14 protein-coding genes are annotated in these 18546 nt (G+C 72.2%); 6 read left to right on the top strand and 8 right to left on the bottom strand.

The window, feature by feature from the left end:
- Nucleotides 1-49: 49 nt before the first annotated feature.
- A complete protein-coding gene (locus HEB94_RS40015) occupies nt 50-913 on the top strand; it encodes a PhzF family phenazine biosynthesis protein (RefSeq protein ID WP_192754659.1) in 864 nt (287 codons plus the stop codon).
- On the opposite strand, the gene HEB94_RS40010 is transcribed toward HEB94_RS40015, so the two are convergent.
- The gene (locus HEB94_RS40010) at nt 862-1707 is read right to left on the bottom strand and encodes a phytanoyl-CoA dioxygenase family protein (RefSeq protein WP_192754658.1); all 846 of its coding nucleotides are present in this window, start codon (nt 1705-1707) and stop codon (nt 862-864) included. The genes HEB94_RS40015 and HEB94_RS40010 overlap by 52 nt on opposite strands.
- 100 nt (nt 1708-1807) lie before the next feature.
- Nucleotides 1808-2227 (bottom strand): RbsD/FucU family protein, encoded by a 420-nt coding sequence (locus HEB94_RS40005; RefSeq protein WP_192754657.1) that lies wholly within the window; start codon nt 2225-2227, stop codon nt 1808-1810.
- A gap of 89 nt (nt 2228-2316) precedes the next feature.
- Here HEB94_RS40005 and HEB94_RS40000 point away from each other — a divergent pair, with 89 nt between their 5' ends.
- Nucleotides 2317-4866, top strand: coding sequence for a GH116 family glycosyl-hydrolase (locus tag HEB94_RS40000; protein WP_192754656.1), 2550 nt, complete (start codon nt 2317-2319; stop codon nt 4864-4866).
- A gap of 2 nt (nt 4867-4868) precedes the next feature.
- Here HEB94_RS40000 and glgX read toward each other — a convergent pair whose 3' ends face one another.
- From glgX to HEB94_RS39980, 4 genes are all read right to left on the bottom strand, one after another.
- On the bottom strand, nt 4869-6989 hold the full coding sequence (glgX, locus tag HEB94_RS39995) for a glycogen debranching protein GlgX (RefSeq protein ID WP_192754655.1): 2121 nt from the start codon (nt 6987-6989) through the stop codon (nt 4869-4871).
- Nucleotides 6990-7107: 118 nt separating this feature from the next.
- Nucleotides 7108-8787 (bottom strand): sensor histidine kinase, encoded by a 1680-nt coding sequence (locus HEB94_RS39990; RefSeq protein WP_192754654.1) that lies wholly within the window; start codon nt 8785-8787, stop codon nt 7108-7110.
- Nucleotides 8780-10363, bottom strand: a complete 1584-nt coding sequence (locus tag HEB94_RS39985) for a GAF domain-containing protein (RefSeq protein ID WP_192754653.1) — start codon at nt 10361-10363, stop codon at nt 8780-8782. Before HEB94_RS39985 ends, HEB94_RS39990 begins: the two co-directional genes overlap by 8 nt.
- Nucleotides 10364-10515: 152 nt before the next feature.
- Nucleotides 10516-11757, bottom strand: a complete 1242-nt coding sequence (locus HEB94_RS39980) for a site-2 protease family protein (protein ID WP_192754652.1) — start codon at nt 11755-11757, stop codon at nt 10516-10518.
- Nucleotides 11758-12089: 332 nt separating this feature from the next.
- Here HEB94_RS39980 and HEB94_RS53920 point away from each other — a divergent pair, with 332 nt between their 5' ends.
- Genes HEB94_RS53920 through HEB94_RS39965 form a run of 3 tightly spaced genes read left to right on the top strand, consistent with a single transcriptional unit; the run spans nt 12090 to nt 14571 of the window.
- Nucleotides 12090-13151, top strand: coding sequence for a universal stress protein (locus HEB94_RS53920; RefSeq protein WP_192754651.1), 1062 nt, complete (start codon nt 12090-12092; stop codon nt 13149-13151).
- The gene (locus tag HEB94_RS39970) at nt 13148-14104 is read left to right on the top strand and encodes a universal stress protein (protein WP_192754650.1); all 957 of its coding nucleotides are present in this window, start codon (nt 13148-13150) and stop codon (nt 14102-14104) included. Before HEB94_RS53920 ends, HEB94_RS39970 begins: the two co-directional genes overlap by 4 nt.
- A gap of 20 nt (nt 14105-14124) precedes the next feature.
- Complete coding sequence (locus HEB94_RS39965) at nt 14125-14571, top strand: OsmC family protein (RefSeq protein ID WP_192754649.1); 447 nt, start codon at nt 14125-14127, stop codon at nt 14569-14571.
- On the opposite strand, the gene panB is transcribed toward HEB94_RS39965, so the two are convergent.
- Both panB and panC read right to left on the bottom strand, forming a co-directional pair.
- Nucleotides 14547-15446, bottom strand: a complete 900-nt coding sequence (gene panB / locus HEB94_RS39960; RefSeq protein ID WP_192754648.1) for a 3-methyl-2-oxobutanoate hydroxymethyltransferase — start codon at nt 15444-15446, stop codon at nt 14547-14549. The genes HEB94_RS39965 and panB overlap by 25 nt on opposite strands.
- Nucleotides 15443-17173: a pantoate--beta-alanine ligase gene (gene panC, locus HEB94_RS39955; RefSeq protein ID WP_192754647.1), complete on the bottom strand. Its 1731-nt coding sequence runs from the start codon at nt 17171-17173 to the stop codon at nt 15443-15445. Before panC ends, panB begins: the two co-directional genes overlap by 4 nt.
- Before the next feature lie 284 nt (nt 17174-17457).
- Between panC and HEB94_RS39950 the strand changes: the two genes are divergently transcribed.
- Nucleotides 17458-18477, top strand: a complete 1020-nt coding sequence (locus HEB94_RS39950) for an SMP-30/gluconolactonase/LRE family protein (RefSeq protein ID WP_337918260.1) — start codon at nt 17458-17460, stop codon at nt 18475-18477.
- Nucleotides 18478-18546 lie beyond the last annotated feature (69 nt).

Here is an 18546-nt window from a genome sequence, read left to right as displayed (position 1 = left end):
TTCCCACCCACGCCGACAGTGACCGCTTCGAGCGGGAAGAATGGCTGCCATGCAGACCCGCCCGTACGAGATCGTCGACGTCTTCACCGACCGCCCCTACGCCGGCAACCCGCTCGCCGTGGTCCTCAACGGGGAGGGGCTGCGTACGGAGCAGATGCAGACCCTGGCAGCGGAGTTCAATCTCTCCGAGACGGTGTTCGTCCTGCCTCCGAGTGCCGGCGGCGACTACCGCGTCCGCATCTTCACCCCGGTGGAGGAGTTGCCGTTCGCCGGGCACCCGAGCGTGGGCGTCGCGGTCACGCTCGGCCGGCTCGGCCGGATCCCGTCCGGAGACGTCGTACAGGAGTGCGCCGCCGGGTCGCTACCCGTCCAGGTCGCCGACGACCGGGCCACCCTCACCGGCGGCGAACCCGTGCTCGGCGCGGAGGTCAATCCCGCCCCGCTGCTCGCTGCCGCCGGACTCACCGCGGCGGACCTCGTCGGTCCCGCGCCGCGGATGGCGAGCGCGGGCATGGAGCACTACTTCCTGCCGGTGACCGACGCGGCGGTCGCCCGCGCGAGTGTGGACCTCGCCGCCGCCCGTGAGCACGGCGTGGCGAAGGTGTACGTCTTCTCCTGGGACGCTGAACGCCGGATCGCGCACGCCCGACTCTTCGGGCCCGGGATCGGCGTCCTGGAGGATCCGGCGACCGGCTCCGCGGCGTTGGCGATCGGTGTGCTGCTCGTCGGCGCCGGCCTGCTGCCCGGTGACGGCCGCACCGACTACACGGTCGTCCAGGGCGCCGAGATGGGCCGACCCTCCCGGCTCGACTGTCAGGTGCGCGCCGAAGGTGGCCGGACCCTGGAGACACAGGTGTCCGGTCAGGTGGTCGCCGTCGCCCGCGGAGAGATCGCGGTGCCGCCGTCGGCCTGACCGGTCACGGTCACGCGGGCCCGTCGTCGCGACGTGTGCTCAGGAGCGCCACTCCGGGCGCTGCCAGGAGAGTCCCGCGTCTCGGCGAGCGGCCGCGGCGGCAGCTGGAAGCCCATGATGAACGCCCGGCGTGGAGCGGCCGAGTGGTTCGGCCCGGCGTAGTGGAGGGTCCGGCAGTGATGGATCGTGCAGCCACCGGCCGGGATCGGACACGCGACCGCTTCGGTGGTCGGGACGTCCTCGGCCACCTCCAGCGCGTGGGCCTCGGGATCGACCAGCCGGTGTGGGCGCACGTCGTGGTCGTGGCTGCCCGGTACGAACCACATGCAGCCGTTGTCGAGCGTGGCCTCCTGCAGTGGCATCCAGACACTGAGCGCGCTGTGGGAGTGGGCGGAACTCCAGTACGCCTCGTCCTGGTGCCACGGTGTCGCGGCCCCGTGACCGGGCGGCTTCATGATCGCGTGGTCGCCGGCCCGGTCGGCCAGCGGGCCGAGCAACTGCCGGGCGATGGCGAGCGCGTTCGTCCTGGCCAGGGTGTCGGCGAGTTCGGGCGCGTACTTCTCGGGGTTGAGGATCTGCGGGAGGGTCTCCCGGCCGGCCTCGTCGGGACGGGAGAGCGCGAGCTGGTCGCCCTCGGCGTACCCGTCCCGGCGCTCGAACAGCCGGTCGTAGACCTCGCGCAGTGACTCCACCTCGGTCCGCGTGGTGAGGGCGTCGAGCGCGAGGAACCCGTCGCGGTGGAACGCCTCGAGCTGGTCCGGACGTAGGCGCACGGTCACCTCTGTCGTGGTCATCTCGGCTCCTCACCTCACTCGGCTGCCGGGTGTGTGCCGCACCACCACTGTGCCGTGGTCGAGGTCGCCGCCGCCCGCCCTTCCGGTGGGACGGTGTCCGTCAGGCGGCGACGCCCAGGGTGAGCAGGATGTTGGCGTAGGTGCGTTGTTCGCCCGTGGCGATGACGAGCGCGACGTCGTCGGTCTTCGCGGCCTCGTAGAAGGCAAACCGTCCGAGCCGTTCCACCGGGGTGCCGGCGGGCAGCAGGTTCTCGAACTCCGCGAAGATCTCCGGCGTGGCCAACTCCGGCGGCGGCTGCATCACCGAGGCGGACTCGATGGGGGCGGCGTCGACGATCGCGGTGAGTACCTCGGTCGCCGAAAGCCGGCCGGGCGTGAGGTTGAGGAACACGTGTGTGGCGTTGGGACCCGCGGCGGTGACGAACGGATAGTGCCCGTCGGCGATCAGCACCCGCGAACCGTGACCGGCGGAAGCCAACGCGGCCAGGATCTCGGGATGGATCAGTGTGTATCGCAGCATGGACGCCCCTCTCGCTCTCCTCGGCCTCGGACTATAACGTCTGCGACGACGCTGACCGCGACTCTCCATCCCTCCAGGGAGCGCCTCCTATGCGCGATGTCCCCGAATGGCCAGTTCTCCGCCGCTACGACGCCGCGCACTCCCGCCGGATCGCCCTTCCCCTGGGCGGCATCGGCACCGGGACCGTGAGTCTCGGCGGGCGTGGCGACCTGCGTGACTGGGAGGTGGTCAACCGTCCGGCGAAGGGGTTCACACCCGCTTCGAGCTTCTTCGCCATCAGGGTCGCCGATGCCGGTCACGGAGCCGCCGCCCCCGATGGTGAGTCCGACCCGGGTCGCACCGACGCGGGTGAGGCCGCGACCAACGTGGTCGCCAAGGCCCTGGAGGGCCCGATCGACCCGGCCGACTACGGGGGAGCGCACGGCTCGGCGATCGCCAACCACGGCTTGCCCCGGTTCGCAGGTTCGGAGTTCCTCGCCGCCTACCCGTGTGGTCAGGTCGTTCTGGACGACCCGCTGGTGCCGGTCGACGTGTGCCTGCAGGCGTTCAACCCTCTGGTACCGGTCGACACCGACGCGAGCGGAATCCCTGTCGCCGTGCTCCGCTACGTCGTCACCAACGACAGCGACCGTCCCCGCGAGGTGTCGGTCGCGGGCAGCGTGCAGAACTTCGTCGGAGCCGACGGCTCCGAAGGCGCGCCGAAGGGCAACCGCAACACCGTCCGCCGAGACGGCGACACGCACGGGGTCTTCCTCGACTCCGCGGGCGTCGACCCGGCGGCCGAGCAGTGGGGTTCCCTCGCCCTCGCCGTGGTGTCCGAGACCGACGTGAGTACCCGAACGGGGTGGGCGGACCACAGCTGGGGCGGCGCCCTGCTCGACTTCTGGGACGACTTCGTGGCCGACGGCCACGTCGAGGAGCGCACGAGCCAGGCCGAGGGGCCGATGGCCTCGGTGGTGGCGAAGCGCGTGCTCGCCCCGGGCGAACGGCACGCCTTCACGTTCCTGCTCGGCTGGCACTTCCCCAACCGGCTCAGCTGGCGGCGCGACGTGACGGTCGGCAACTACTACGCGACGAGGTACGCCGACGCCTGGCAGGTCCTCACCGAGGTCGCGGGAGCGCTTCCCGACCTCGAGAGCCGTACCCTCGCCTTCCTCGACGCCTTCGTGGACGCCGACCTGCCCGAGGTGGTGAAGGAGGCGGCGCTGTCCAACGTCTCCACCCTGCGCTCCCAGACCTGCTTCCGCACCCGGGACGGGGGGTTCTGGGGCTGGGAGGGCTGCAACGACCGCAGCGGATCCTGCCACGGCAGCTGCACCCACGTGTGGAACTACGAGCTCGTCACGCCGTTCCTGTTCGGCTCACTCGCGAGATCGTTGCGCGACACGGAGTTCCGGCACGCGACGGGCGACGACGGTCACATGAGCTTCCGGGTCCAGCAGCCAGTCGACCAGGCCCGCGACGACGGTGTGGCGGCCGCGGACGGCCAGATGGGCTGCCTCGTCAAGCTGTACCGCGACTGGCGGCTCAGCGGTGACGAGGAGATGCTGCGGGAGCTGTGGCCGAAGGCGCGCAAGGCTCTGGAGTTCGCCTGGAGTCCCGGGGGCTGGGACGCCGACCAGGACGGCGTGATGGAGGGCTCGCAGCACAACACCATGGACGTCGAGTACTTCGGGCCCAACCCCGAGATCGGCGCGTGGTACCTCGCCGCACTGCGGGCGGGGGAGGAACTCGCCCGCCACCTGGGCGAGGACGACTTCGCGGCGCGGTGCGCGGACCTGTTCACCCGCGGCAGCGCCTGGTTCGACGTGCACCTGTTCAACGGCGACTACTACCGCCACGAGATCCGCCCACCGGGCTCGGAGGACGCGATCGCGCCCGGGCTGCGCCTCCCCGGTATCGGTGCCCGCGACCTGGTCAACCCGGAGTTGCAGATCGGCGACGGCTGCCTTGCCGACCAGCTTGTCGGCCAGGTGCTGGCACACGTGTCCGGCCTCGGACACGTGCTCGACCCCGGCAACGTGCGGACGACCCTGCGCAGCATCCTGGCGTTCAACTGGCGCGAGACCATGGCCGACCACTTCAACCCGATGCGCAGCTACGCGTTGGGGGAGGAGTCGGGGCTTCTCGTCGCGTCCTACCCGCACGGAAACCGGCCCGACCGGCCCTTCCCCTACTACGCCGAGGTCTGGACCGGCCTGGAGTACACCGCCGCGGTGGGGATGTTCTGCGAAGGCATGGACGACGAGGGCCTCCGGCTCTACGAGGCGGTCCGGGACCGCCACGACGGATGGCGCCGCAACCCCTTCAACGAGGCGGAGTGCGGCCACCACTACGTGCGCGCGATGGCGAGCTGGGGTGGTGTGCCGGCCCTGACCGGGTTCTCCTACGACGGGACGACCGGCGCTCTCGGCTTCGCGTCCGCGCGGGAGACGGCCTCGTGGTTCTGGTCCAACGGCCAGGCCTGGGGAACGATCGAGCAACGCCCGGACGACCAGGGTGCGGCCGTGCACCTGTCCGTACTCGGCGGAGAGGTGCGGCTGCGTCAACTCACCCTTGCCGGCACGGGGAGCGTCGACCTCGGCGACGAGGTGTGGAAGGAAGGTCGGCACCAGGAGGTGCGCGTCCCGGCGAGCTGAGCTCAGTCGGCGCGCAGCAGGACAGCGGTGTGGGGCGGGATCCGGAGCCGGTCTCCGGCACCCGCCCGGTGGGTGGTCACCGTCTCGCTGGTGTCGAGGACGAGGGCGTACGCCGACGCCCAGGGCGTCCCCGGCAACGTGACGTTGACGGCGCGGTCACCTCCGTGCAGCCACAGCAGGAACGACTCGTCGAGCACCGGCTCACCGCTTGGTGCGCGGCGCGCGGTGCGTTCCCCGGCGAGGAACATCCCCAACGTTCGCAGCGAGGAGTCGTGCCAGGCGGCGTCGTCCATCTCCCGGCCGCGTGGGGAGAACCAGCCGACGTCGCGCCGCCCGCCGGAGGGATCGAGTCGGCCGGAGAAGAACTGCAGGCGCCGGAACACCGGATGGTCGCGACGCAGCCGCAGCAGCGTCCGGACGGTCTCCCGCAGTTTCGGCCACTCGCCGTTCTCGGACCAGTCCAGCCAGGACAGCTCGTTGTCCTGGCAGTAGGCGTTGTTGTTGCCGGCCTGGGTGCGGCCGCGCTCGTCTCCCGCGAGCAGCATGGGTACTCCGGTCGCGAGCACCAGGGTGGTGAGCAGACTGCGAGCCTGGCGTAGACGCATCGAGACGACCGCGGGATCGTCGGTCTCACCCTCGACGCCGGCGTTCCAGGATCGGTTGGCGTCCTGGCCGTCGCGGTTGCCCTCGCCGTTGTCGTCGTTGTGCTTGTTCTCATAGCTCACGAGGTCGCGCAGGGTGAACCCGTCGTGTGCCGTGACGTAGTTGATCGACGCGAACGGCCGGCGCCCGCTTCGGCGGTAGAGGTCGCTCGACCCGGACAGCCGGGAGGCGAGGTCGCGTACGCCGTCGGAGGAACCGGACCAGAACTCCCGCACCGCGTCGCGGAACCGGTCGTTCCACTCCGACCAGGGCGGCGGGAACGCGCCCACCTGGTAGCCGTCGGAGCCGAGGTCCCAGGGTTCGGCGATGAGTTTCACCTTCGACAGCACGGGATCCTGGCCAACAGCCGCGAGGAAGGGTCCCGACATGTCGACGTCACCCTCACCTCGGGTGAGCACCGGAGCCAGGTCGAAGCGGAAACCGTCGACGTGCATCTCCTCCACCCAGTAGCGCAGCGAGTCGAGCACCAGGCGTACGACGTCGGGGTTGCGCAGGTTCAGGGTGTTGCCGGTGCCGCTGAGGTCGCGGTAGCGCCGGCCGCTGCCGTCCAACCGGTAGTAGGCGACGTTGTGGATGCCACGGAAGGAGTACGTCGGACCGTACTCGTTCTGCTCGGCGGTGTGGTTGTAGACGACGTCGAGCACGACCTCGATGCCGGCCTCGTGGAGGGCCTTCACCATCGCCTTGAACTCCGCGACCTGGCCGCCGCCACCGCCGACGGCCGAGTAGTCGGCGTGCGGCGCGAAGAATCCCAGGGTGTTGTAGCCCCAGTAGTTGGTGAGGCCCCGTCCACGCAGCATCGACTCGCTGACGAAGTGGTGGACGGGAAGGAGTTCGACGGTGGTGACACCGAGGTCCACGAGGTCACCCAGAAACTCCGGATGGGCGAGTCCGGCGTAGGTGCCCCGAAGTTCGGCCGGGATCCGGGGGTGGCGCATGGTCGCGCCGCGCACATGCAGCTCGTACAGGACGGTGTCGCTCCAGGGCACCCGCGGTCGCGGGTCGGTTCCCCAGTCGAAGCGGGTGTCGACGACCACCGAACGCGGGACGTACGGCGCGGAGTCGCGGTCGTCGCGTACGGTGTCGTCCCGCCCGATCACGTGTCCGAAGGTGGCCTCGTGGTCGGTGGGCTCGCCGTCGATGGCGCGGGCGTAGGGATCGACCAGCAGTTTGGCGGGGTTGAAGCGGTGGCCCGTCCAGGGATCCCAGGGCCCGTGCACACGGAAGCCGTAGCGCTGGCCGGGTCCGACGCCGTGGACGTGGCCGAACCACACGCCGAACAACTGCTCGGTGAGGGGGATCCGGCGTTCGGCCGTACCGTCGAAGAGGCACACCTCGACGCGCTCGGCCATGGGGCTCCACAGGGCGAAGGTCACCCCGTCGCCGTCGAAGGTCGCCCCGCGAGGTGGGCCGCCGTCGGGCCACCACCGCGTCGCGCCTGTCGTCGTCACGGGGTACATCTTGGCGGGTCGCGGTCCGGCACGTGTAGGGGACGGTGAGCGACGGATCGCGGGACCCCGGCCGGTCCGGTCGCGGCGGCGTCGTACGAAAACTCAAGGCGACGGTCGCCCACCCACCTCACTGCGAGGAGCGGTCCTCCTCGTCAAGGGATGCTTGCCACTCGATGTGGGTGAGTCCGGACGCGTCGCGCCGGCTCGCGCACGAGCCGCCGAGCCGCCGGGCCCGGGCGCTCAACCGGGCGAGGTCGGCGGCTCGCCGCTCCTCGCAGATGTCGGCCTCGCGGTCGTACGCCACACGCAGGCCGAGCCAGGTGTCGGCGACCTCCACCTCGACCTCCACGTCGCTCGGCGTGGCGTACTTGCCGACGAGGGAGAGAGCCTCCCGCAGGCTTGCCAGGAGCTCACCGCGGATACGGGCCGGGATCGTGTCGAGGGGGCCGCGGACGACCAGCCTCGGGATGAACCCGAAGCGCTCGCGTACCCGGTCGACCGCCCCGATCAGGTCCGCGCGTACGGAGGGCTCGTCGCGACGCGCCTCGTGCAGCTGGAAGATCGCGGCGCGTACCTCCCGGGTGGTCTCGTCGAGGTCCTCGATCGCCTGGCTCACCCGGGTCCCGACCTCTGGACGGTCGGTGAGTCCGGCGGCTATCTGCAGGTTGGTGCCGATGCCGAAGAGGCGCTGGATCACGACGTTGTGCAGGTTGCCGGCGATCCGGTCGCGGTCGTCGAGGACCATCAGCAGCGAGCGGTTCTCCTGGGACTGGACCTGCTGCAGGGCGAGCGCCGCCTGGTTGGCGAACATCTCGACCATCGGCGCCTCCTGCGCGGCCGGTCGCTCGTCGGGGGAGCCACGCCGCCAGCCCGCGAACAGGACACCGAGCACCTCCCGGCCCGCGGTGAGGGGCAGCAGCATCCCCAGGCCCATCCTCGCCAGGGAGGGGTGCCACTGGGGCGGCGGGTCGTACCCCTCGAGGTGGGGCAGGTCGGTGCTGACGACGCTCCTCCCGGTCCGGACGACCTCGGCGGTGAGGCCCTGCAGGGGCGAGTGGTCGCCGGAGGAACGGGCGATGCCCTCGCCCTGCACCGCCTCCAGGCTCAGCACCGCGGGATCGGCGGGGTCGGCCAGCAGGAGAGCGCCGTAGTCGGCGCCGGACACCTCCCGGAGCCGGGTGATGATCAGGTTGAGCGCCTGGTCGCGTTCGACCTGACCGAGCAGCAGGTGGGTGAGCTCGGAGGCCGCCTGCAGCCACTGCTGGCGGCGGCGTTCGCGTTCGTAGAGGTCCGCGTTGTGCAGGGCGATGGTCGCCGCCGTGCCGAGTGCGATGACGATCGACTGGTCGTCCTCGGTGAAGTCGCCGGCCTCCTTGTCCACCAGGTAGAGCTGCGCGGAGGCTTCGTCGCGGATGTCGATCGGGACGGCCAGCAGGCTCCTGATCTCCGGAGCGTCCGGCGGCTCGGCGGGGTGGGTGCCGGCGCCGGTCGGGGTGCGCGCGGGCCGCATCGATCCTGCCCACCGCAACGGGCGCCCGGACTCGTGCAGTGCCTCCCGCGCGGCCGCGAGTTCGGGCCGGTCACTCAGTCGCTTCGCCTCCGCCGGCGTCACGCCGTAGTCGAAGGCGACGAGGACCTGGTTCTCCACCGACGTCAGCTGTAGGAGGCCGACCCGCGCGCCGACAAGGCGTGCGGCCGCCTCCACTATCCGGGCACCGACCTCGCCGACCTCGAGTTCGGTGCCGATGGCGACGATCGCGTCGATGAGCGGGCTGGCGTTGCGTACGCTCGGCAGTCCTTCAGCCAACGGGCACCTCCCATTCGATGGTCGTGCCGCCGCGGTTCGCGACGGCGGTGCAGGCTCCGCCGAGTCGGCGAGCCCGGGCCGCCAGCCCGTCCAGCCCGGTCGGGCGGTCACGCTCGGCGTGTGGGGGAGCGGGCGGTTCGGCGTACGAAACGGCCATCCGCACGCGGTCGCGTTCACACGTGAGTACGACGTCGACACGCCGGGGCGTCCACCTCTCGAAGGCCAGCCCGAACGCCTCGTGGACGCCGGTGGCGAGCTCGCGCTGGGTGTCGAGCGGGAGCGCGTCGACGGCTGGGTCGAGCGTGAGGTCGGGCGTGATCCCGAACGCGTCGCGCGCCGCCCGCACCTCCGCGTCGAGATTGGACCGCAACGTCGCCCAGCGCGTCTGCCGCTCGTGCAGCTGGAAGATCATCGACCGGACGCACCGGATGGTGTCGTCCACGTCCTCCACCGCGCCGACGATCCGGCCGCGCACCTCGGGCCGGCGGGAGAGCGGAACCACGTCGCGCAGGTCGGCGCCGATCTGGTGCAGGCGCCGGAGAACGACCTCGCGGAGGACCCGGGCCATGCGGTCGCGGTCACCCGCGACGCGTAGGGCCGCGCGCCTCTCCTGGGCCCGCGTCTGCCGGACCGCCAGAGCTGCCTGGTTGGCGAACATCCCGACCAGGGAGATCTCCTGCGCCGCCATCGGTTCGTCCGGCGACCCCCGAAGCCAGCCGGCGAAGAGGACACCGATCGTCTCCTCCTCGGTGGTGAGCGGGAGCAGCATCGCGAGTCCGAGCGGAGCCAGGGCGGCCCGCCACGCGGGCACCGGCTCGTATCCGGGCGCGCTGGTCAGGTCGGCGGTGACGATCCCGCGTCCGGACTCCAGGACCTTGGCGGTCAGGCTCTGCACCGGGACCCTGGTGCCGGACATGTGCTCCATTCCCAGCCCGTCGACGGCGTGCAGGACTCCGCTGCCTGGTTCGTCGGGGTCGAGGAGGAGCAGCACGGCACAGGCGGCGCCGGAGACCTCCCGGAGCCGGCGGGTCACCAGGCGGAGGGCCTGCTCACGTTCGACCTCGCCGAGCAGCACGTGCGTGAGCTCGGCCGCGGACTCCGACCAGTGCCGCCGGCGGCGTTGGTGCTCGTACAGGCAGGCGTTGTGGAGCGCCATCGTGGCCGCGGGTCCGTAGGCGGCCAGCGTCTCCTGGTCGGACCCGGTGAAGCCGCCTCGTTTGCCCTGCACACACAGCAGCCCGTGGAACTCCTCGCGCAGGTGGAGCGGGACACAGATGAGGTTCCGGTGGCCCATGGGGCGCCCGGACAACGCCACCTGCTCGACCAGGTGCTGGAACTCCGGACGTCGGGAGCACTCGCGGCACTCCTCCGGGCGCAGGCCGTACCCCACCAGGTCCACGACCCCGAAATGTCGCCAGGCCAGCTGAAGGATCGTGGACCTCGCGTCGACGAGCTTCGCCGCGCAGCGCGCGACCCGCTCCGACGCCTGCCGGCGATCCAGGTCCGTACCGATGATGAGAAGGGAGTCGACCAGCGGGCGAAGGCGGTCGCGCGGCGGGAGGGTGTTCCCAACCACCTCTTGATGGTAGGTCGATCCGGGTCGGGCACACGACGACGGCGGGCGGTACGCCGGGATTGCCCGGCCGGGGCGGGCCCGCGCCTGACCGGTGTGCGGCATTCCTGTGGACCGCGGATGTGCCAGCTGGCCGGCGACCTTTCCGTCCCGCATCAGGCGTTGTGCCCGTGGTCGGGGCTTCGGCCTGGTACGGGCGGGGCGCTCCCGGGGCCTTCCCGCTCGGGCTCTTCGACTGGAGGGCCCGGGCTGTCGGACCCGCTGGGCAGGTGTCCGAGGTTGGCGAGTTCGATCGCGCGGCTCACGTCCTTCGCGGTGAGCATGCCGACCAGCCGGTTCGCGTCGGCGACGAAGAGCAGGCTCCGGTCGGAGGAGGAGGGCCAGGCGGAGGCGGGCAGTTCGGTGAGGAGGTCGGCCGGATCCGCGACGCTGTCCTGGCGCACCGGGCGGCCGAGTTCGGCGAGCCTGGTGTGGGCCCGCATCCCGGGCGCGAGCCGGACAAGGTCGGCGAGGGTGACGACCCGTATCGGCCGGCCGTCCATGTCCACCACGGGGAAGGCCCGGTGGCGGTCCGCACGTGCCATCCGGTCCAGGAAGGTCTCGGCGGTCCACCACTCCGGTGCGGACGGCGGAGCCGGGCTCATCACGTCGCGGAGCCGGACACCCGCGAGCCGGTCCCGCAACGAGACCGACGATGCCTCCGTGGACGCCGAGACGATGAGGAACCAGCCGATCAACGCCAGCCAGATGCCACCCACCAGCCGCTGGGAGACGACCTCGACCACCCCGAGGACGATCAGCACCACGCCGACCACGCGGCCGGCCTTCGCCGCGGTCACCGCGGCGCCGGACTGGTCACCGGTCCGCTTCCAGAGCAGCGCCTGCAACAGCCGTCCGCCGTCCAGCGGTGCGCCGGGCAGGAGGTTGAAGACGCCGAGGACCCCGTTGACCAACGCGAGCCACGCGAGGACGGCCGCGACGACCGCCGGCAGCGGGGTGAAGCCCGCCCCGAAGGCCAGCAGGCCGAACCCCGCGGCAATGGCGAGGCTCGCGCCCGGACCGGCCGCAGCGACGAGGAAGGCCGCGCGGGGTGTCGGCGGATGGGAACCGAGTTCGGTGAACCCGCCGAGCAGCCACAGCGTGATCCGGTCCGCCCGCATCCTGAAGCGCCGCGCGACAACCGCGTGGGCGAGTTCGTGACCGAGGAGCGAGGCGAGGAAGGTGACGGAGGCGACGACGCCGGTCAGCCAGTACGTCACCGCGCCGAGTCCGGGAGCGCGGGCGGGCAGGATCCCCACGGCGACGATTTCGGTGACGAGCACCATCATCGCGAGCACGGACCAGTGCACGCCGATGGAGATCCCGGCGATTCGGCCGAGTGAGAACGTCGGTTTCATGGGTACCTGACGGGAATCGGTTGCCCGCCCCTCCTACCAGGTTCCGCGCACTCCACGGGGACGAAGCAGAGGCTTAGGCCCTGTCCCCGCGGGTTGCGTCGGCGTCGCTGTCGTCGGTGAGTACGTCAAGGTCAGCTTGCCTGGGCGCTCCCCACCGCGTCGGAGGGACGGCTGTCCACACGGAGGAGGGCCAACGGCTTGTGGCGAAGGACTTTCGTCTCTACGTGACCACGCGAATGTGGGGCGAAAGTGACGCTTGAGTCGCCGCGGGGCGGGGCCGGATCGGGGGACGGGCGATGACAGGTCGACAGCCGTGTCCGACGACGGCGATCGTGGCTGCGATCGAGGGCATCGCGCTGGCACATCCCGCCTTGTTCTGGGCGGCCCGCGAGGCCGTCCTCCGTCGGTTGCCGCTTGTCGTCGTGCACGCGTACGGCGACCGCCGGCATCTCGACCGGTACGACGCGGAACTGTCCGGCGCCGCCGGGCCCGACGCGGGGGACGCCGAGGAGTCGCCCCGCACGTCGGGCGAGGACGGACCGGAGCAGACCACCAGGGCCCGGGCGTGGCGGGTGGCGGAGGCGGGTGCCGCGTCCGCGCGGTCACTGGTCCCCGAGGTGGAGGCGTACGCGCTCGCCGTGCACGGGCCGGTCGGCGAGATGTTGTGGCAGGCCGTACCGGACCCGACCCTGGTGGTCGTGGGTGTACGGGGCCGCGGCGTCCTGTCCGCGCTCCTGCGCGCTGCCGAAGCGGGGGTGGACGCGGGAGTCGAGCCGCGACCGGTGGTCCTCGCGCGGCGCGCGAGCCGATCCGGGCTGCCCATGCTCGACGGCCATGTCGTGCTGGGGGTCGACGGCAGCGCGCGCTCGGAAGCCGTGATCCGGTTCGGCTTCGCGGCGGCGGCCCTGCGCGGTGCCCGGCTGCTCGCGGTCCCGGTGCCACCGCGCGGTGACGTCTGGTGGTCCCGGCATCACAACTCCGCGCTCCACGGCATGAGCGCTCCCGGCCTGGAGGCGGTCGAGGCGATCCTCGAGCCACACGCGGCCGCGCACCCCGACGTGGACGTCACGGTCGCCCATGGCGACGGCACCGTGGCCGGCCCGCTCCGGATCGCCCGGCACCCCGACCTGCTCGTGGTCGGTAGTCGCGGCGGCCGCGGGATCAGTGGCCTGCTCGGCTCCACGCTCGGATGTACGGCGATCAACCGGGCGTGCTGTCCGGTCGCGCTCGTCCCCGTTCCCTCCGACGCCGATCTCGGGGACGAGCTGGGCGGCGACCTCTCCGCACCGTGGCTCGAACCCGTGCCCCGCTGGCCCGAGGAGCGCCCGCCCGGTGCCGACGCCGTGCCGCCGGCCGGTCGGGTCTCCTCTCCCGCACCTGGAGTCCGCCGATGATCGACCGAACGCTGCGGCCCGTCGTGGTGGGGATCGACGGCCGGTCGGAGAGTCGTACGGCGCTGCGCTACGCCGTCGACGAGGCCCGCAACCGGGGCCGCCCCCTCCGGGTGGTCCGTGCCCGCGAGCCCGTTCTCGCGATGGTGGGCGGAGGAGGCGGACAGGGCGGTGCGGGCGCACCGGCCAGTGTCCAGACCAGCGGACCGGCCAGCGCACAGGTCAGCGCGCTGGTCAGCGGACAGGCTGGGCAGCCGGCCGACCCGTCGCCGGAGGCCGCCGACCTCGACGCGGCCCTGGCGGTCGCCGGCGACCAACTCGAACGCGACGCGGTGTCCGGCGTCGTGGTGACCGGAGCCGCGGCTTCGGCGGTCCTGGAGCAGGCGGAGGGCGCCGAACTCGTGGTGGTGGGCTCGAGGTCACGGAGCGCGGTGGCCTCCGTCGTGATGGGCTCGGTGAACTCCGCGGTCGCCCAGCACGCCCACTGCCCGGTGATCGTGGTGCGTGCGTCCAAGGAACACGCCCCCGCCGGGCCGCGGATCGTGGTCGGCACCGACGGTTCACACCACGCCGAACGCGCGGTGGCGTTCGCCTTCGAGGAGGCGTCCCTGCGCGGGCTTCCGCTGTCGGTGGTCCACTGCTGGCGGATCGACGCTCCGGACGAGGCGCAGTGGGACACCGACGCCTTCGCGAGCAGGCGCGCCGACCACGTCCGCTGGGTGGGGGAGAGCCTCGCCGGGCTCCGGGTGAAGTATCCCGACGTCGATGTCGCGACGAACGTCCTCGAAGGACGTCCGGGGGTGATCCTCACGGAGTTCTCCCGCGGCGCCGAACTGGTCGTCGTCGGTGCCCGCGGGCGGGGCGGCATCGAGCGCCTGCTGCTGGGATCGGTGGGCCAGACCCTGCTTCACCACGCGCACTGCTCCGTCGCCGTCGTCCGGGCGGTGCACCGGTGAGCGGAGGGTGGGGCAGGCCGGTGGGTCGTCCGTTCGACGGCCCGGAGGGAACGTGCGTCGAGGTGCGGTCCCGGGCCGGTGACGCCTACGCCGTGGAGGTACGCGGCCACCAGCTCCACGTCGACCAGCCCATGGTGGAGGGCGGTTCGGACACCGCGCCGACCCCGGTGGAGTTGTTCGTCGGCTCCCTCGCCGCGAGCGTGGCACTGCACGCGGGACGCTTCCTCGCCCGGCAGGGCATCGCCGAGGACGCCATGGTGGTGCGGGCGTCCTTCCGGCTCTCGGAGGAGCCTCCGCTCCGCGTGGAGGCGGTGTGGGTACGCGTGGTGGTGCCTCGGGAGCTGCCACCGGGCCGGCTGGTCGGGCTGCGTGAGGCCCTCGAGCGGTGCACGGTCACCAACACCGTACGCGGCGCGGTCCGGGTGGACCTCGAGATCGACGACTACCCGAGTCTGGCCCCGGGCTGACCCGGTCCGCCGGCCTGGTCGAGGAACTTCTCGAACGCCGTGAGCTCGGTCGCCGGCATTCCGTACGTGTGCTCCGGACCGGGGAACTCACCTGCCCGAACGTCGGCGGCGTACCTCGCGACCGCCCGCACCATCGGCTCCCGCAGCTCGGCGTAGCGCCGGACGAACCTCGGCGTGTGTCCCTGGAGCAGCCCGAGCAGATCGTGGAAGACCAGCACCTGTCCGTCCGTCGCGGGACCGGCGCCGATCCCGATGACCGGGATGCGCAGGTACGGCATCAACCGCTCCGTCACCGCCGCCGGGATCGCCTCCAGGACCACGGCGAAGCAGCCGGCCTCCTGCAGGGCGAGCGCCTCCTCCGCGATCCGCGCGGCGGCGGAGGCCGTCCGGCCCTGAGCCTTGTAGCCACCGAGCTGGCCGGCAGTCTGCGGGGTGAGCCCGACATGTCCCATCACCGGGATCCCGGCGGCGACGAGCGCGCGGGCCCGGGCGACCGAGGTGCCGCCGCGTTCCAGCTTCACCGCGTCGGCGCCGGCCTCCTTGAGGAAGCGCTGGGCGTTGTCGACGGCGAGGTCGTCGGAGCGCTCGTAGGACCCGAAGGGAAGGTCGGCGACCAGGAGCGGGGTGCGCAGGCCCCGTCGTACGGCGGCCGCGAGCATCAGCATCTCGGCCATGCCGACCGGCACCGTGGAGTCGTGGCCGAGCACCGTCGTCGCGGCCGAGTCGCCGACGAGGACGACGTCGACGCCGGCCTCCTCGGCCACTCGCGCGGAGGGGAAGTCGTACGCCGTGACCATCGTGATCGGCGTCCCCGCTGCCTTGAGCGCGGCGAGCGAGGCGACGATGAGCCTGGTGCGCTCCGGCTGGGAGCTCATCGCGCCACCTCCGCCGCGGCGCCGGCGCCTGGCTGTGGGGACTCCACGACGACGTTGTCGATGAGCCGCGCCCGTCCGACCCGGGCCGCCACCGCGACGAGCACGGGACGATCGCCGAACCGTGCCGCCAGGGTGAGGTCGTCGGCGTCGCGCGCCTCGAGGTACTCCGGATCGATCCCGGCGTCGGTGAGGATCTTGTGGCCCAGTGCGAGGGCCCGCGAGGTGTCGGTCTCGCCGGCGCGGGCGGCGTCGGCGACCGCCGACAGCGCCTGGTTGAGCGCTCGCGCCCGGACCCGTTCGTCGGGCTCGAGGTAGACGTTGCGGGAGCTCATCGCCAGGCCGTCGGGTTCACGCACCGTCGGCCCGACGACGACCTCGACCGGGAAGTCGAGGTCACGCACCATGCGGCGGATGACGATCGCCTGCTGGGCGTCCTTCTGCCCGAAGAAGGCGACGTCCGGCCCGACCGCGTTGAGCAGCTTCGCCACCACGGTGGTGACCCCCCGGAAGTGGGCGGACCCCCGGCGGCGAGGGTCTCCGCAGAGCACCTGGGTCAGCTCCCCGCCCACCTCGACGCTGGTGGCGTAGCCCGCCGGGTAGACGTGCGCCGCGTCGGGCGCGTAGACGACGTCGACCCCGGTCGCCGCCGCCATGGCGAGGTCGGCCGCCTCGTCGCGCGGATAGGCGGCGAGGTCCTCGTTCGGGCCGAACTGCGTCGGGTTGACGAACAGGCTCATCACCACGACGTCGCAGCCGGCCCGTGCGGCCCGCAGCAGTGAGGCGTGCCCCTCGTGGAGGAAGCCCATCGTGGGGACGAGCCCGATACGGCGACCGGAGCGCCTGGCCGGCTCGAGGGCACGGCGTAGCTCCTCGCGGGTCCGGATGACCTGGGGCGCGTTCACCGGTGTACCTCCTGTCGTCCAGTCCTGGCTGGATGGGGCCGCGCCGCGCTCGGCGATCGCCCGGGTGCGCTCGGCCAGCGCGGTGTAGGTGGGTTCCAACTTCGGTGCGAGCGCCCGCACCGCGGCGAGGTGGGCCCGCACGGTGTCCTCGTCGCCGCGCGCGATCGGGCCGGTGAGCGCGGCGGAGCCGGCCTCGGCCCAGTTGGCGGCACTCCGCAGGACCAGTGGGGCCAGCACCGCGCGGGCGTCGGCCACGCCCGCGCGGGTGAGGAGTTCGGTGGCGCTCTCCTCGAGCGTGACGAGGAAGTTGGACGCGAGGACGGCGGCCGCGTGGTAGGCGGCCCGGTGCTCCTCGGGTACGTCGAAGGGAACCATCCCGAGCCGGCGGGCGAGCGCCGCGGCGACGTCCCGGGCAGCCGGACTGGACCCGGACACCGCGGCGGGTGCCCCGGCGAGGTCGGTGTCGGGCGTGGGGATCGTCTGGAGTGGGTGCAGCGTGAACGTCTCGGCTCCCCGCCGGCGTGCCGCGGCCAGGACGTCGAGGCCCGCGGCGCCGCTGACGTGCCCGACGTAGGCAGGGAGCGGGTCGGCTTCGGCGAGCTCGGCGCAGGCGGAGGCGATCGAGCGGTCGGGAACGCAGAGGAGGGCGACCTCGGCGAGGCTCGCGGTCGCGGCGGAAGTGCCGCGGCGGCCGACGTGGACGTCGAGCCCGGCGGCGCGGGCGGCGTGGGTGACAGAACCGCCGGTGCGGCCGTCGCCGATCACGGCGAGCCGGTGCAGCGCGGACGACGCCTCGGCGTCTCGGTTCCGTTCCAGTTCTCGCATCGGAGATACCAGACGGCTTTCGGTGTCTTTCGGGGTGGAAGCGGATCTCGTGCTCGGTGACCCGTTTGGGCCGGTCCGTGCCGGGCGGGCCCGGTCACGGCGCACCGAAAGTATAGGTGTCGCCGGCCGGCCCCGATCCGGTCTCGCGGAGGCCGGACGACGCCCACGCGGCCAAGGGCGGCACGATGCGGGTGCTATGTCGCGCTCGCGGGGCACGGTCGCTACCTTCGGGCGCAGGACCCTTTCGCGCTGGTCCGCGCGGAGTGGGGGCCGGTGACCGATCGGTGACCGGCCAGCGACCGGCCAACGACCGGCCCGGTGGCAACCGGGTGACCGACCGGCGTACGACAGGTGATCAGGAGGCCCGCATGGGTGGCGTGTCCGAGACGTTCGAGATCCTCGATGACCGGTTCGGGTCATGTGTCAAGACGAGCGCCCGGCTGGAGAAGCTCTACGAGGGGTGCCGCTGGGCGGAGGGTCCGGCCTACTTCGCGGCCGGCCGCTACCTCGTCTGGAGTGACATCCCGAACGACCGGATGCTGCGCTGGGACGAGACCACCGGCTCGGTGGGGGATTTCCGCGCGCCGGCAGGGTTCACCAACGGCAACACCGTCGACCGCCAAGGTCGCCTTGTCACCTGCGAGCACGGCAACCGCCGGGTGACCCGGACCGAGCACGACGGCTCGATCACGGTGCTGGCCGACAACGTCGACGGCAAGCGGCTCAACAGCCCGAACGACGCCGTGGTGAAGTCCGACAACTCGGTCTGGTTCAGCGACCCCGCCTACGGCATCGACAGCGACTACGAGGGCCACCAGAGCGAGAGCGAGGTCGGTGGCTGCCACGTCTACCGGGTCGACCCCTCGACGGGAAAGGTGCGGATCGTCGCCGACGACTTCGTACGCCCCAACGGTCTGGCGTTCTCCCCGGACGAGAGCCGGCTCTACGTCTCGGACACGGGGGCGACGCACACGCCCGGCGGGCCCGCCCACATGCGGGTCTTCGACGTTGCCGTGGACGGAGGGCTGTCCGGCGGCGAGGTCTTCGCCACCTGCACCTCCGGCCTCTTCGACGGGTTCCGGCTCGACACGGAGGGTCGGGTCTGGACCAGCGCGGCGGACGGCGTGCACTGCTACCACCCGGACGGCACGCTGCTCGGAAAGGTGCGGGTGCCGGAGACGGTGGCCAACGTGGAGTTCGGCGGACCGCGCCGAAACCGCCTCTTCATCGCCGCCACGACCTCGCTGTACGCGGTCCTGCTCCCCGTCAACGGCGCGTTGCGCTCCGGTGGCGTGGCGGTCTGATCCGGGCCAGCCCGGAGTCGCGAAAGCCGCCCACCGAGGTCTCGGTGGGCGGCTTCGGCGTTCTCGGCG

The sequence above is a fragment of the Actinopolymorpha pittospori genome (genome assembly GCF_014873875.1).
In the GTDB taxonomy this organism is placed as follows: domain Bacteria; phylum Actinomycetota; class Actinomycetes; order Propionibacteriales; family Actinopolymorphaceae; genus Actinopolymorpha; species Actinopolymorpha pittospori.
This window is presented reverse-complemented; position numbering and strand designations above follow the sequence as displayed.

Coding starts and splice junctions, on each gene's coding strand:
- HEB94_RS40015 (WP_192754659.1), top strand. CDS start 50: ATGCAGACCCGCCCGTACGAGATCGTCGACGTCTTCACCGACCGCCCC.
- HEB94_RS40010 (WP_192754658.1), bottom strand. CDS start 1,707: ATGACCACGACAGAGGTGACCGTGCGCCTACGTCCGGACCAGCTCGAG.
- HEB94_RS40005 (WP_192754657.1), bottom strand. CDS start 2,227: ATGCTGCGATACACACTGATCCATCCCGAGATCCTGGCCGCGTTGGCT.
- HEB94_RS40000 (WP_192754656.1), top strand. CDS start 2,317: ATGCGCGATGTCCCCGAATGGCCAGTTCTCCGCCGCTACGACGCCGCG.
- glgX (WP_192754655.1), bottom strand. CDS start 6,989: ATGTACCCCGTGACGACGACAGGCGCGACGCGGTGGTGGCCCGACGGC.
- HEB94_RS39980 (WP_192754652.1), bottom strand. CDS start 11,757: ATGAAACCGACGTTCTCACTCGGCCGAATCGCCGGGATCTCCATCGGC.
- HEB94_RS39970 (WP_192754650.1), top strand. CDS start 13,148: ATGATCGACCGAACGCTGCGGCCCGTCGTGGTGGGGATCGACGGCCGG.
- panB (WP_192754648.1), bottom strand. CDS start 15,446: ATGAGCTCCCAGCCGGAGCGCACCAGGCTCATCGTCGCCTCGCTCGCC.
- panC (WP_192754647.1), bottom strand. CDS start 17,173: ATGCGAGAACTGGAACGGAACCGAGACGCCGAGGCGTCGTCCGCGCTG.